The 14475-nt window shown below is 66.4% G+C and carries 13 protein-coding genes; 4 read left to right on the forward strand and 9 right to left on the reverse strand.

The window, feature by feature from the left end; translation table 11 throughout:
* Positions 1 to 231: 231 nt before the first annotated feature.
* On the forward strand, positions 232 to 927 hold the full coding sequence (locus ACSQ1X_RS03145; protein WP_436056622.1) for a queuosine precursor transporter: 696 nt from the start codon (positions 232 to 234) through the stop codon (positions 925 to 927).
* A 110-nt stretch (positions 928 to 1037) separates the two neighbouring features.
* Here the strand turns inward: ACSQ1X_RS03145 and ACSQ1X_RS03150 are convergent, their stop codons facing one another.
* The 9 genes from ACSQ1X_RS03150 to ACSQ1X_RS03190 form a co-directional block, all read right to left on the reverse strand.
* Positions 1038 to 1982 (reverse strand): type IV toxin-antitoxin system AbiEi family antitoxin domain-containing protein, encoded by a 945-nt coding sequence (locus ACSQ1X_RS03150; RefSeq protein ID WP_436056623.1) that lies wholly within the window; start codon positions 1980 to 1982, stop codon positions 1038 to 1040.
* 152 nt (positions 1983 to 2134) lie between these two features.
* Positions 2135 to 3442, reverse strand: a complete 1308-nt coding sequence (gene tgt, locus ACSQ1X_RS03155; RefSeq protein WP_436056624.1) for a tRNA guanosine(34) transglycosylase Tgt — start codon at positions 3440 to 3442, stop codon at positions 2135 to 2137.
* Between the two features lie 43 nt (positions 3443 to 3485).
* Positions 3486 to 4211: a hypothetical protein gene (locus tag ACSQ1X_RS03160; protein WP_055800919.1), complete on the reverse strand. Its 726-nt coding sequence runs from the start codon at positions 4209 to 4211 to the stop codon at positions 3486 to 3488.
* A 60-nt stretch (positions 4212 to 4271) separates the two neighbouring features.
* Complete coding sequence (locus tag ACSQ1X_RS03165; protein WP_436056625.1) at positions 4272 to 5282, reverse strand: DUF6707 family protein; 1011 nt, start codon at positions 5280 to 5282, stop codon at positions 4272 to 4274.
* Positions 5283 to 5391: 109 nt separating this feature from the next.
* Positions 5392 to 5931, reverse strand: coding sequence for an NUDIX hydrolase family protein (locus ACSQ1X_RS03170; protein ID WP_028271117.1), 540 nt, complete (start codon positions 5929 to 5931; stop codon positions 5392 to 5394).
* A 44-nt stretch (positions 5932 to 5975) separates the two neighbouring features.
* Entirely contained in the window at positions 5976 to 6620 is a 645-nt protein-coding gene (locus ACSQ1X_RS03175) for an RraA family protein (protein ID WP_436056626.1), read from the reverse strand.
* The gene (locus tag ACSQ1X_RS03180; RefSeq protein ID WP_436056627.1) at positions 6617 to 7096 is read right to left on the reverse strand and encodes a RidA family protein; all 480 of its coding nucleotides are present in this window, start codon (positions 7094 to 7096) and stop codon (positions 6617 to 6619) included. The genes ACSQ1X_RS03175 and ACSQ1X_RS03180 overlap by 4 nt, the downstream gene beginning before the upstream one ends.
* Complete coding sequence (locus ACSQ1X_RS03185; RefSeq protein ID WP_436056628.1) at positions 7093 to 8457, reverse strand: MFS transporter; 1365 nt, start codon at positions 8455 to 8457, stop codon at positions 7093 to 7095. Before ACSQ1X_RS03185 ends, ACSQ1X_RS03180 begins: the two co-directional genes overlap by 4 nt.
* Before the next feature lie 179 nt (positions 8458 to 8636).
* The gene (locus ACSQ1X_RS03190; protein WP_436056629.1) at positions 8637 to 9830 is read right to left on the reverse strand and encodes a PucR family transcriptional regulator; all 1194 of its coding nucleotides are present in this window, start codon (positions 9828 to 9830) and stop codon (positions 8637 to 8639) included.
* A gap of 196 nt (positions 9831 to 10026) precedes the next feature.
* Between ACSQ1X_RS03190 and ACSQ1X_RS03195 the strand changes: the two genes are divergently transcribed.
* The 3 genes from ACSQ1X_RS03195 to ACSQ1X_RS03205 are packed head-to-tail and all read left to right on the forward strand — an operon-like array spanning position 10027 to position 14453.
* On the forward strand, positions 10027 to 11364 hold the full coding sequence (locus ACSQ1X_RS03195; RefSeq protein ID WP_436056630.1) for an MFS transporter: 1338 nt from the start codon (positions 10027 to 10029) through the stop codon (positions 11362 to 11364).
* Positions 11361 to 12986: a thiamine pyrophosphate-dependent enzyme gene (locus ACSQ1X_RS03200; protein ID WP_436056631.1), complete on the forward strand. Its 1626-nt coding sequence runs from the start codon at positions 11361 to 11363 to the stop codon at positions 12984 to 12986. The genes ACSQ1X_RS03195 and ACSQ1X_RS03200 overlap by 4 nt, the downstream gene beginning before the upstream one ends.
* Before the next feature lie 12 nt (positions 12987 to 12998).
* Positions 12999 to 14453: a gamma-aminobutyraldehyde dehydrogenase gene (locus ACSQ1X_RS03205; protein WP_436056632.1), complete on the forward strand. Its 1455-nt coding sequence runs from the start codon at positions 12999 to 13001 to the stop codon at positions 14451 to 14453.
* Positions 14454 to 14475: the final 22 nt, after the last annotated feature.

Below are 14475 nucleotides of genomic sequence, written 5' to 3' on the forward strand. Positions count from 1 at the left end.
CCCGAGCAGCCCGCATTGTGCGGATGACCAATATGAACGCGTACTTCGGGCGCGGCCAGGCTGTCCGCCGTCGTTGTTCCGCCCGCCGGGGCGCAATGGTGGGAGAATAGTAAACGGTTCCGGCGGAAGCACTTCGCGGGAGCCCTCCCAGTGCTAATACAGCCGGCCGCCGCTGCGGTTCATCACCGCGGCTTTAACGCAGCCGAGCGAACCACTCCGAATGGACCACCCATGACTTCCGCCAAGACTTTCCCGGCCTCCGCGGCGCCGAAATTCGCTTCGATCGGTTCCCCCTATTTCGGCATCCTGCTGGCCGTCATGGCGGTGGTGCTGATCCTGTCCAACATCGGGGCATCAAAGGGCGTGGCGATCGGTCCGATCATCACGGACGGCGGCTTCTTCCTGTTCCCGCTGGCCTACATCCTGGGCGATGTCATCAGCGAGGTCTACGGGTTCAAGGTGGCGCGGAAGGCCATCATCACCACGTTTGGCCTGTCCGTGTTCGCCTCCCTCTGCTACTGGGTGATCATCGCGCTGCCCGGCTTCGACGACGAGTTCGGAGCCTCCAAGCAGGCCGCGCTCGAAGGGGCGCTGGGGCCGGTTCCGCAGATAGTGCTCGCGTCGCTGCTGGCATTCGTGGCCGGGCAGACCATCAACTCCTGGATTCTGGTGAAGATGAAGGCCCGCACCGGCGAAAAGTCGCTCTGGGCGCGGATCATGAGCTCGTCGGTGGCCGGTGAGTTCGTGGACACGCTGATCTTCTGCAGCATCGCGGCGTCGGTCATCGGCATCACGGACCTGGGCATGTTCGTGAACTACGTGCTGGTGGGCTTCCTTTACAAGACCCTGGTGGAGTTCCTCTTTGTGCCCGTGACGGCGTTGGCCATCGGCTGGATCAAGAAGCGCGAACCCAGCTACGGGGCGTAGGCCTCCCGGCTCCCTCCCTGCCCGCCGAAGTCGCCGGAAACGTGCGAGTTCGCCGGAAGTTTGCGGCGAGTTCGCACCGTTCCGGCGAACTCGGAACAAGAGTCCTCGGTTCAGGGCACCCGTGGGCGGCCGGCCAGCGCCCGGAGCACACGGTTCTTGAATTCCTGCTCGCGGAAGAGGTCCTTCCACTCGATCCGGACGAAGAGCCATCCCTCCTCCGTCAATGCCTTTTCGCGGAGGCGTTCCTGGAAGAGCACCTCATCGGTGGGTTGGAAGTCGAAGTACTTGAGCCTGCCGTCGAACTCGAGGGCGACCTTCTCCTTCTTCCAAGCAAAGTCCAGGCGGTGCCTCCCGGCCCGGCTCGTGACCTCAACCTGGGGCTCGGGCGGCCTGATGTTGAGTCGGAGGATCAGCTCCCGGGTCAACGTCTCGCCGGGGGATTCAGAGCGGGCGTCGGCGATGGCCAGTACTCGACGGAAGGTCCGGATACCTCGGCGCCCGTCCAACGAATCCGCCATCTCCTGCAGCAATGACCGGTCCGCACCAAGGCGCAGCGCGTGGTCCATTACGATGAGTGCCTGCCGATAGTTCAGCAGCATGGCGCAATCCGCAGCCGTCCTCTCCAGCGAAGTGCTCCGCAGGCCGCCCACCAATGTCACCTCGTGGTCGGAAAAGGGGCGCGTGTGGCACCGCACATCCTTGCCGTGGCGCTCACTCGACGGGCGCACGCGCTGCAGAAGATGGACTACGTCATCCACGTTCCAGAGGTAGAGGCGGTGCAGGCGTGCGGCGGAGGTGTGGCTGTAGACAAAGGCGCCTGCCGACGTCGTGCGTGTTCCGTGCGCATGCGCGTAAATCAACTGCCGGCTCCGAACCCGAGGGGACTGGGAGTTCCAAATGCTGGCGCGGAGATAGCAGCCGTAGCGCAGCCGGACGAGGGAACCCGAGTCCAACAGGGACTTGATGGACCGCGAGCCAAAGCCGAGGTCGACGAGCTGGTCCGTGCGCCAGAGGTTGCCCGTCGCCGGGAGCGCGGGGGTGATGTGAGAAGGCATGGGATTAGCATCCGGTACCGCTGGATCTTCCGGGAGGCCCCGGCGTCGTTATGTGGAAAGCGCAGGGTCGCCGGAACGCTGCGAGATCGCCGTAGCCTTCCGGCGACGTCGCACGTTTCCGGCGAATTCGACGACGGCGCGCCCGCCCAACCCTACGAGTAGTAGCGCCGCAGGGTCTCCGCCTTGAAGTCGAAGAAGTTGCCGGCCTCGATGGCGCGCCGGGCGTCGTCCACCATTTTCACCACGAAGCGTTCGTTGTGGATGGAGATCAACGTGGCCGAGACCATCTCCTTGGCCTTGAACAGGTGGTGGATGTAGGCCCGCGAATAGTTCAGGCAGGCGTAGCAGTCGCAGCCTTCCTGCAGCGGGCCGAAGTCGCGCTTGTACTTGGCCCCGGAGAGGTTGAACCGTCCCTCGGGATGGTAGAACGCCGAATTGCGGGCCACCCGGGTGGGGGAGACGCAGTCGAAGGTGTCCGCGCCGTTCTCGATGGCGGTGAAGATGTCGTCCGGCTCGGAGATGCCCAGCAGGTGCCGAGGTTTGTTCTCCGGCAGTTCCTCGTTGCACCAGCGCACGATCGTGCCCAGGTTCTCCTTCTCCAGCGCCCCGCCGATTCCGAAGCCGTCGAAGTTCATGGCGCCGAGGTCCCGGCAGGCCTTGCGGCGCAGGTCCTCGTACTGGGCGCCCTGGATCACGCCGAACAGCGCCTGGTATGGCTTGCCCGTGCGCTCGGACGTCAGCCGGAAGTGTTCGGTGATGCAGCGTTCGGCCCAGCGGCGGGTGCGTTCCAGCGACTCCTCCTGGTAGCCGCGGGAGTTCTGCAGCGTGGTCAGCTCGTCGAAGGCGAACATGATGTCCGCACCGATCTGGTGCTGGACGTTCATGGAGATCTCGGGGCTGAAGCGGTGCCGGTCGCCGTTGAGGTGGCTCTTGAACCACACCCCTTCCTCATCCACGTGGGCCAGGCGTTCCTTGCCCGGAGCGACGGCATCGTCAGGGCCGGAAGTGTCCACCGATTTCATGTCGATGACCTTCTTGAAGCCGGAGCCCAGGCTCATCACCTGGAACCCGCCGGAGTCCGTGAACGTGGGCCCGGACCAGTTCATGAAGGCGCCCAGCCCGCCGGCCTCGTCCAGGATGTCCGCCCCCGGCTGGAGGTACAGGTGGTAGGCGTTGGCCAGCACGGCCTGCGCACCCAGTTCGGCAATCGACTCGGGCAACACGGACTTCACCGTGGCCTTGGTGCCCACGGCGATGAACGCCGGCGTCTGGATCTCGCCGTGCGGAGTGCTGATGGTGCCGGTCCGGCCCAGGAACCCACCGCCGTTGGCGGCCATCTGTTCCGGCGTCGGCGAACACGTTTCGCTCAGCCGCTTGCCCACGGTAAAGGAAAACTCGGACTGCAGGGCTGGGGCACCCGGCTCGAGAGGCGAGAGTGAGGGTTCAGTATTGGCTGGCACGGTTCAAGTGTGCCAGCTTGGCTCCCGGAAACTTAGCCGGCGGTCAGTGCACGGGGTCCGATGTGGGATAGTTCTCAGCCCGCCAGTTGTCCCAGCTGGTGCGGATTTCCTCCAGCCGGTGGGCCCCCAGATCGTAAGTGGACACGATCACCATGGAACCGCCGTCGGGCCTTACTTCGGCAATGGGCGGCTGGTCGGCCACGACCAGCAGGCCGTCGCCGTGTTCAGCGTAGCTGTGCACGGTGAGCCCCACCTGGTGGTTGGTCCGGTACCAGACCTTGCCGGAGATCTCCTCACCGGTCGGCAGCGTCAGCGAGTACGGTTCACCCCGCTTGGGGAGATCCGCGAGGCCGAGCTTGTCGATCGCCGAGCCGTCCCCGCCCGGAACGGAAAAGAATGCCGTGCGGCGTTTACTGTGCGGGTGGTGTTCCAGTGCGAAGCGGAGCTGTTGGAGGAACGTCAGCCAGCTTTGGGTGATGTCCTCGTCCCAGGCGGCCCACTCCGAATTGTGATCCAGGGCGGCCCGTGTCACGCTGACTTCGGTGCCGGTGGGAACGGGTTTCAGGTTGAACTCGTCCCCGCCGTCCACGGTCAGGCTGGTGTGGTCCGGGCCTTCGACGACGGTGTCCTTGAAGTAGATCTCGTTGATTTCGGCGGCAAGGTCGTCGGCCTCCCAGCCGTGCCACTGGGCCACCTTGGCCGGTTCACGCAGCATCGTCCAAACCTGCTGCGCATCGGAATTAATCACAACGCTCAGATTGTTCGTCATGGGGTGAATCTACAACTCCCGGCGCCCCCGGGGTAGGGCCTAACGGGTGGGGCACAGCCCTCAGGCGCGTACGGACTCCAGTTCGTTGCCGATCCGGCGGTCCAGCTCCTTGATCCCGATCGTTTCCGAGCCGCCATGGGCCCGCAGGAACATCAGGGCCTCAAGCCGCAGCAGCCGCCATTCGCGTTCGGCGTCCGGGTTCGAGTTGTCGATGGCCCGGAAGATTTCCTTGTCATACAGGTTGGGTTCATTCAGCGAGCGCTGGCGGACCTTGGCGTTCATCCGGGCTTTGAACGGGTCCGTTTCCATCGCTTCGGGGGCCCGGAGGAGTTTTTCGTACACGTCGGCACGGTCCTCCTGCCCGGTCTGCCGGCAGATGTAGCTGGACAGGGAGAGCGCCGCCTCAACCGACGTCCACCGGCCCGGGTTGCCATCGAAGGGCAGGACGTTGAGAAGGTCCGCGACGGCCAGGGCGCTCTCGGTATCCCTGAGGACGACGAAAAGTTCGTGGGCGAGGTCGTTGAGGTCCTTGAGGCAGCTTCCGGATTTGGTGTTGATGCCCTTGGCCAGGCGGTCGCTCAGCAACATCACGCCCAGCGCGTCCGGATGGGCGGCCGCGGCCGCCTCCACCACCGACTCGGGCGTTCCCGAAGGCGCCGGGATGAGGGCCAGCTCTTCCTCGCTTGGGCCGGCCGCGATGGCGGCTGCGGCAGGGGTCGTGGCCGGTTGCGGAGGTACGACGACGGCGGGAGCCGCCGGGGCGGTGTCCCCCCCGGCAGAGTCTGCCCCTGCGGTGGGCGGCTCAACGAGCTGCAGGGCGGCGTCGTCGGACTCTTCGGAAACAGTTGTGGCGCCCGCCACGAGGACCGTGGACCCGGCCGCGATGCGCAGGATCCCGCCGCCGGTGAGCGTTGCCAGGACCACGGCCGGGGTGCCGAAATCGTCTTCCTCAACGAGCACGCTCTGGATTTCGGCGGACCGTTCGCCATCGGGGAGAAGCAGCAGGTGGCCGGTCTGCAGAGAGCCAGCCTGGAGCTCGCTGTAGTGCTGGGCGGCTGGGCGGTGGGTCATCGGGAGTCCTTAAGTTCTCTTGCGGTCCGCCCTACAGTCTACAAAGGAGCCTGCCGAAAATCGGGGACGCCCGGGTTCCTTCGAGCGTCCCCGCTGAAGCCCGGGGAACTTAGCTGCCGACGCCCGCGAACGCGAGCGCCTGCCGGACGAGCGCGCCGCGGCCGCCGCTGAATTCCAGCTGTACGTCAGGGCTCAGGACCTCTTCAGGGGTCATCCACGTGAGCTCGAGGGCGTCCTGGCGGGGTTCGCATTCGCCCGTGACCGGGATGATGTAGGCCAGCGAAACGGCATGCTGGCGGTCGTCCGTGAAGCCCGTGTGGGATGGCGCCGGGAAGTATTCGGCCACGGTGAACGGCACCGGGCTGATGGGCAGCTGCGGGAACGCCAGCGGGCCGAGGTCCTTCTCCATGTGGCGGAGCAGGGCCGCGCGGATTGTCTCGCGGTAGAGGACGCGGCCGGATACGAGGGAACGGACCATGGTGCCGTCCTCGTCGGCCTGCAGCAGCGTGCCAACTTCGTTCACGAACCCGAGGGGATCAAGGCGGACGGGTACGGCTTCCACGTAAACCATGGGAAGCCGACCCCGGGCTTCGAAGAGGTCCTCATCGGACAGCCAGCCGGGATTCGGGTCAGGAGTGCGCACGTTCATGCTTAAGTTCTACCCCATCCCTGCCCGAACCCCGCGCCGGACGTTCACACTGCGAGGACTGAATCGAGTGGTTCCCCTGCCGCGATCCTTGCCAATAGGGCGGGTTCGGCGGCGTCTGAGGCCAGGGCCCGGTCAAGGATTGCGCCCAGTGCCTCCGGGGAGAGCACGATGACCCCGTTGTCGTCCCCCAGCACCCAGTCCCCGGGACGGACCTCGACGCCGCCGCATATCACGGGGATGTTGACGGCGGACCCGTCGTGGTGAATCCGTTTCGTGGTCAGGCACGAGGTACCGCGGGCAAAGACCGGCAGGCCGGTTGCCCGAAGCTCTGCGAGGTCCGTGGCCACGCCGTCGACCACCACCCCCGCGGCGCCCCGCGACAGGGCCGCCGCCGCCGTGACCGCGCCGACCGGGGCATGGCGGTGGTCACCGGACATGTCCACCACCAGCACCGCGCCAGGGTGCAGCGCCAGCAGGGCGCGGTTCATGGCGAAGGCGTCGTTCCCCGCGATCCGCACCGTCACTGCCCGTCCGGCCACCTTGACGCCGTCGAGCAGGGACTGGATGGCAGGGTCCAGGAAGCCGTCCTCCAGGAAATGGCCGATCGTGGGGTAGCTGACGTCCGCGAGCCTGTCCGCCAGCACGCTGCCCAGGTCCTCGGCGGTTCCTTCAACGCGGGTGGCACTCATGGCGCCTCCGCCGCTGACGCTTCGCCGGCAACCACCGCGACACACTCGATCTCCAGGGACACACCCCAGAGGCTGACGCAGACGGATGTCCGCGCAGGCTTAGCGGCGCCGAAGAATTCAACGTACACGCGGTTGTACTCCTCAAGCTGCCCGGGATCGGTCAGGTAGGTATTCACCTTGACCACGTGTTCCAGGCCCGAGCCCGCGGCTATCAGTACGGACTCGAGGTTGCGGATGGTCTGGCGCACCTGGTCCGCGAACGATTCGGGCTGGTCGTCCAGGCCGCTGACCGCGGGGATCTGGCCGGCGGTGAAGACGAAGCCGTTGGCAACGACAGCCTGGGAGAAGGGTCCGACGGCGGCGGCCCCGCCGGGGATTTCGGCGATCCGGCGCACGGTGCCACCCCCGGCCGGCGCTGCAGGCAACAGATCTGCCGTGTTGCGTCCGGCAAGTGACGGATGGTGTGTGGCAGTCACTTGGCGGCCACCGCCTGGTGGGAGCCCTCGGCCGGTGCCTCGTCCATGGCGTCGATGTTGCCGTGGCGGGTTTCGGTCAGGACGAACAGCGCGCCCAGGGATACCAGTGCGGCGGCCATGATGTACCAGGCGATGGAGGAGCTCTGGTGCGTCACGCCGAGCAGCCACGTGGTGATGAACGGGGTCGCGGCACTGCCAAGGAGGCCGGAAAGCATGTAGGCGACCGAGAGGCCTGAATAACGGACCTTGGAGCCGAACAGCTCGGCGAGGAACGTGGCGATGGGCCCGTAGTTGGCGGCGAAAGCGGTCATCATGGCCAGGTAGGCGATGAACAGCAGGGGCACCGATCTGGTGTCCATCAGCCAGAACATGGGGAAGGCCAGGGCTGCCTCCGCGGCTACACCGGCGTAGATGATCGGCTTGCGTCCGTACTTGTCGGAGAGCCGGCCGAAGAACGGGATCAGGACAAAGCAGAGGGCGCAGGCGGCCAGCACCACCCAGAGCATGAGGGCCTCCGAGTGGCCCAGTTCCTTCTTGCCGTAGGAGACGCCGGAGGCCACGAGGAGGGTGAACGTGCTGCCGGTGGACAGGGTGGCAACGCCGCCCAGGATGACCTGTTTCCAGTACTTGGCCATCAGGGCCGCGAAGGGCAGCTTGGCTTTCGCTCCGGCCTCCTTGACAGCCTGGAAGGAGGGGGTTTCTTCGATGTTGAGGCGGATGTAGATGCCCACCGCCACCAGCAGCGCGGACGCCAGGAAGGGAATGCGCCAGCCCCAGCTGAGGAGGGCTTCGGTGCTGACGGTCGAAGCGACGATGAGGAAGGCCACGTTGGCGATGAGCGTGCCGGCGGGGACGCCCACCTGGACCAGCGAACCGTAGAAGCCTCGGCGGTCCGCCGGTGCATGCTCCACGGTCATGAGCACCGCGCCGCCCCATTCGCCGCCAAGGGCCAGGCCCTGGATGACGCGGAGGAAGAGCAGCAGCAGGGGAGCCATGATGCCGATGCTGTTGTAGTCCGGCAGCAGGCCGATGGCGAAGGTGGCCGCGCCCATGGTCAGCAGCGAGATGAGGAGCATGGATTTGCGGCCCAGCCGGTCGCCGAAGTGGCCGAAGATGATGGCGCCCACCATGCGGGCGATGTAGGCCGAAGCGAAAGTGCCGAACGCGAGCATGGTGCCCACGATGGGGTCGAAGCTCGGGAAGAAGATCTTGTTGAAAACGAGGGCGGACGCCGTTCCGAAAACGAAGAGGTCGTACCACTCCACGGTGGTGCCGATAACGCTGGCGAGGGCAATCTTGCGCATTTTGGCGAGGTCGAGCCGGGCTGTTGCGGCGGTGGTTGTTTCTACCATTTGAGCCATCAGTATCTCCAGATGGGGTGCGGGGACGAGCGTCCGATGCAAGGTAGGTACAACTCTTGTGTGTAGCGGATCACACCTCAATGGCAGAAATACCATCAAAAAAGCGCCAGCAATGTGAAAACACACAACGGCGACGGCCCGATGCGGCCCCGGACATCAGCGGCCGCCCAGGCCCGGGCTCAGGCCCAGGCCACCACCAGCCGGGCTGCCTGGGACGGAACGGTGAGATCGATGCCCGTGAGCTCCTCGAAGCGGTTGAGCCTGTTCAGGATGGTGTTCCGGTGGCAAAAAAGCTGCTCGGCCGTCACTGTGATGTTCCCGGTGGACAGGAAATGCCGGACGGTTTCCATAAGCCGCTCGCGTTCCCCGCCGCGGCATTCCTCCAACGCCTCCTCCACCTGGGCGGCGAGGTCCAGTCCGGCGTCCTGGAGGTTCTGGTTCGCCAGCCGCGCCCAGGCGGCATCCGCGGAGAGCGGTCCTGAGTCGTTCGGACGGATCAGCGCCGCAAGGCTTTCCGCCGTGCGGGCTGCAGCGGGAAGGGCCCGCAGGCCGTGCACTTCGGGGACGAATCCGCACGGGATGCCCGCGAGTGAGGGCGGCAGCTGGGGGACCTGGACGGGGGCGCCCCGCGGTGTTGCCCGGGGTGCGGGCAGTGGCCAGAACAGGTAGGTGGTTCCGCCGGATTCATGCAGGAACAGCCGGTGGCGGAGCTGCAGTCCCGAGCCGAACTGGGCCGAGGCCGCCCTGAGGCCGGCCCCTGCTTCGCCGCCCGCCGCCACCAGTCCGCACCACGCATCCGGGCTGATGCCAAGGGCGGACCCCACTTGGGCCGACGTTTCGGTGGACAACGTGCTTTGGTTGAACAGCCTGGCGATGAATTCGCGCTGGATGCTGGACTCCTCCTGGGCCATCCGGACCCGTTCGGTGAGGTAGCTCATGTGTGTCCTGGTAGCGAATTCGTCCACCACCCGCCACACGAGGTCCACGCGGGAAGCCAGCAGTCCGGCGTCGTCCGGGGCGGCGATCTCGAGCAGCTCCGCCCACAGGATGCTGAAGTCCAGCCGCACCGCGGAGGTCAGGGACTCGGGTGGAATCCCGGCCCTGGCGCGCTTGGAGCCCAGGTCGGAAGCGAAGGCCAGCAGCCCGTCCCGGCCGTTGTCCGCCTCCCCGCCGCGGAGCCCGTGAGTGAGGCGCCGGAACGTCTCCCTTGCGGTGTCGCGGATCTCCGGGACAGTCACCTGGCTTTCGCCGTATTCCGGGATTTCCCGGACCCGTGCAGTGAAGGTCTGGGCGAGCTTGTCCAGCCGTCCTTCGAGCTGGTCCACCAGCTCGATCCAGCGAATGGCATCTCCGGGAGTACTAAAATTGTGCATTTTCACAGTGTAGAGCGTGATTTCCGTGGTGCAATGCTAGTTTTTTTGGCAAATCCTACTGGCAGAATGGAATGAAGCGCCGGGTGAGCCCAGTCACAGGGCCCGCAGCTCACAGGGCCCGCAGCCGACAGCTGGCATGACGGCCCCGGGCAGCGCCAGTCACCTTTCCCGTCCAGTCACACTACTTGGAGTAATCATGGCAAGCAGCGCAAGCAACGCCACCACCACAGTGGGTCCGCAGACGCCACGCGTTATCGACGAACGAGTCACCAGGAAGGTGGCCCTGGCTGCCCTCGTGGGCACCGCGCTGGAGTGGTACGACTTCTTCCTGTTCACCACGGCCGCCGCGCTGGTGTTCAACGCCCAGTACTTCGTCTCACAGGATCCGTTCGTTTCGGCCATGAGCTCCTTCGCCACCCTTGCCGTGGGCTTCGTGGCCCGCCCCATCGGCGGCTTCATCTTCGGCGCCCTCGGTGACAAGGTGGGTCGCAAAAAAATCCTGATGGTCACCATTGTGGGAATCGGCATCGTGACCGGCCTGATCGGCCTCCTGCCGAACTACATGACCATCGGCGTCGCAGCCCCCATCATCCTGGTGGCCCTGCGGATCCTGCAGGGCCTGGCAGTCGGCGGCGAGTGGAGCGGCGCGGTGATTATCGCCGTCGAAAACGCCCCCGTGGCCAAGCGGGCACGGTACGCGGCGCTGCCGCAGATCGGTTCGCCGATCGGCACCATCCTGTCCTCCGGCGGCTTCTTCGGAATGCTGTACCTGGTGGGCCAGACCAACTTCGATGCCTGGGGCTGGCGCATCCCGTTTGTGGCGGCCATCCCGCTGCTGGCCATCTCCATGTGGATCCGCAGCAAGCTCAGCGAATCGCCTGAGTTCGAGGCCCTGATGGAGTCCGGCGAGACCGAGCACGCCCCCATCCGCGGCGTCCTGACCAAGAGCTGGCGCCAGATCCTGGTGGGCATGTGCTCGGCGCTGCTGGGCATCGGCGGCTTCTACCTCATCACCAGCTTTGTGGTCTTCTACGGCACCAAGGTCCTCAAAATGCCCTACGAAACCCTCCTGCTGGGCTCTCTGCTGGCCGCGGTTTTCGAAATCTTCGTCCTCATCTGGGCCGGACGCATGGGCGAAAAGTACGGCGCCAGCAAGGTGATCCTCTGGGGCGGCGTGGCCTCCGCGCTCGTTGCTGTCCCGGTTTTCCTGGCCATCGACACCGCCAACCCTGTGCTGGTCATCATCGCCATGATCATCGGCGTGTGCACCCTGTCCATCCCGTACGCAGTGTCCGGAACGGCCCTCACCGCGTTGTTCGCCACCAGGGTCCGGTACACCGGCGTGGCCATCACTTCCAACAGCGCCGGCGTCATCTCGGGCTTCGTGCCCCTGGTTGCCACCGCCCTGGTGGCCGCCAACGGCAACTCGTTCTGGCCTGGTGCCATCATCCTGCTGGTGGTCTCCGTCATGACGGCACTGTCCGGTATCTTCCTGCCCGCACTCAGCATCGAAGAAGAGGGAATGAAGCATTGAGCACCTCAACCACGGCCGGGCACCTCATCGTTGCCCAGCTTGAACGGGCCGGCATCCAGCGCGTCTACGGCGTCCCCGGCGAAAGCTTCCTGGACGTGCTGGACGGCCTCCACGGCTCCAGCATCGAAACCGTGGTGACCCGGCACGAAGGCGGCGCCGGTTTCATGGCCCTCGCCGAAGGCCGCCTCACCGAACTCCCCGGAGTGGCGATGGTGACCCGCGGTCCCGGTGCGGCCAACGCCTTCATCGCCATCCACACCGCGCACCAGGACGCCACGCCACTGATTCTCTTCGTGGGGCTCATCCCGGTGGCGGACCGGGGCCGCGAATCCTTCCAGGAATTCGACATCAATGCCTGGTTCGGCAGCACTGCAAAGAAAGTCGTGACGCTCGACGACGCCGCTTCCGCCGCCCGCGTGGTGGACGACGCGATCTTCACGGCGCTCAGCGGCCGGCCCGGCCCGGTGGTCATCGGGCTTCCCGAGGACGTCCTGGTCCACGCCATCGAAGCAGGCACGGTGGAACCCCGGGCCATGGCACGCACCGAACCGACCCCCTCGGACCTCGCCGCGCTGGAGCAGCGCCTGGCGGCAGCACGCAAGCCGCTGCTCGTGGTGGGCGGCGAAGGCTGGGACCAGGAAAGCTCGGAGGCGCTGGCCGGCTGGGCTTCCCGCCACGGCGTGCCCGTCCTGGCCGACTTCCGAGCCTACGATGCGGTTCCGCACAACAGCGACGCCTACGCCGGCTACCTTGGCTATGCCCGCAGCGACGACAACGCGCGCCGCCTCGACGAGGCCGACCTGCTGGTCTTCGTCGGCTGCGTCCGCGCCGACGTTCTTTCGGACGGCTACAGGCGCGGCCTGGATGCCGTCAGCGTGGTGGTCAACCTTGATGCCGACCTGCTGGGCCACTTCGGCCGGCTGGACCAGCACATTCCAGCCCACGTGGCATCGTTCTCCCGGGCGCTCGCCGCCACGGCCTCCGCGGTGCAGCCCGCTGCCGGCTGGCTTGCCGACGCCCGCGCGGACTACGAAAAGTTCTCGTCCGCCCAGCCCGACGGTGGAACGGGTGTGGATCTCGCCGTCGTAATGGAAATCCTCAAGCAGGAAATGGACGACGACGCCGTCATCACTTACGGGGCCGGGAACCACACGCTGTGGCCGGCGCGCTACCTGAAGCACAACTCGGCAAACTCCCTTGCGGCACCGCGCAACGGCGCGATGGGGATGGGGATCCCGGCCGCCGTTGCCGCCTCCCTGGCCTATCCTGGCCGGCAGGTCATCTCCGTTGCCGGCGACGGCTGCTTCCTGATGAACGGCCAGGAACTGGCCACGGCCATGGGGCACGGCGGCAGGTTCGTCGTCCTGCTGGTGGACAACGGCATCTTCGCCACCATCCGCGAACACCAGGAAGGCCACTACCCGGGCCGCCCGTCCGGAACGCACATGACCAACCCGGACTTCGCCGCCCTGGCCCGCTCGTACGGCGGCTACGGGGAACGCGTGGACAAGGCCGAGGACTTTGCCGCAGCGTTCCGCCGCGCCGCGGAGTCCGGACTTCCGGCCGTCCTGCACCTGCCGCAGGATCCCGCCACCCGTTCACCCAAGACCGCCAGCAACTGACCGGAGCGTTCCATGATCACGCTGAACAACATCATCAACGGAGAGATCCCCAACGGAGGCGCTGACGGCGGGACCGTCCACGGGACCGGGACAACCGGCCCGGCTCAGGCCACGCTGCCCTTCTTCGACCCCGCCACCGGCGTGCAGCTCGGCACCGCCCCGGACAGCGATGCCGCCACCGTTGACCGCGCCTTCCGGGCCGCCCGCACCGCCTTCAAGAGCTACAAGCGGACCACCCCGGCCGAGCGCCAGGCCATGATGCTCAAGCTCGCGGACCTCATCGAGGCCAACGTGGACCGGATCCTCGAGGCGGAAGTTGCCTGCACCGGCAAGCCGAAGGCTGTCACCCGGGAGATCGAGATCCTGCGCGGCGCGGACCAGCTGCGCTTCTTCGCCGGCGCCTGCCGGGTGGTTTCCGGCACGGCCCAGACCGAGTATGTCACCGGGTTCTCCTCGACCGTCCGCCGCGAGCCGCTCGGCGTGGTCGCCCAGATCACCCCGTGGAACTACCCGTTCATGATGGCCATCTGGAAGATCGGACCGGCCCTCGCCGCCGGCAACACCCTGGTCCTCAAGCCGGCCGACACCACCCCCTGGTCCACAGTCATCCTGGGCGAGCTGGCCCAGCAGGCCTATCCTGCCGGCGTCGTCAACATCGTCTGCGGCGGACGCGGCACCGGGGCCGCGATGGTGGACCACGAGATCCCCGAAATGGTGTCCATCACCGGCTCCACCCGCGCCGGAGCCCAGGTCATGTCCGCTGCGTCGGCAACGCTCAAGGATGTCCACCTGGAACTCGGCGGCAAGGCGCCGGCCATCGTTTTTGCCGACGTCGACATTGAACTGACCGCCCAGGAGATAGCGCTGGGCGCTTTCTTCAACGCCGGTCAGGACTGCACCGCAGTGACCCGCGTCCTGGTGGAGGAGTCCGTCCACGCCGAATTCGGTGCAGCGCTTGCCGCTGCCGCGTCTGCGCTGACCGTTGGCGGCGACGCAGCCGACCTCGGCCCGCTGAACAGCGCCGCCCAGCTGGACCGCGTGGAGGGCTTCATGTCCAGGCTGCCGGCGAACGCCAAGATCCTGGCCGGCGGCAAGCGGACCGGGGCGGGCTTCCACTTCGAACCCACCGTGATCAACGGCGTTTTCCAGAGCGACGAGGTGGTGTGCGACGAGATCTTCGGTCCCGTGGTCACGGTGCAGCCCTTCCGCTCCGAGGAGGAAGCGCTGGAACTGGCCAACGGCACCAAGTACGCGCTGGCCTCCAGCGTCTGGTCCAACAACCACGGCGTGGTCACGAGGGTGTCCAACGAACTGGACTTCGGCGCCGTGTGGATCAACTGCCACCAGGTGATCCCGGCAGAGGCCCCGCACGGCGGCTTCAAGCACTCAGGAACAGGCAAGGACCTGTCCGTTTTCGGGCTTGAGGACTACACCCGCATCAAGTCCGTCACCACCTCCCACCGCTAACCCGCCCGTTCCAAACGCTAGG

Source organism: Arthrobacter sp. LjRoot78, from assembly GCF_964254335.1.
GTDB lineage: Bacteria > Actinomycetota > Actinomycetes > Actinomycetales > Micrococcaceae > Arthrobacter.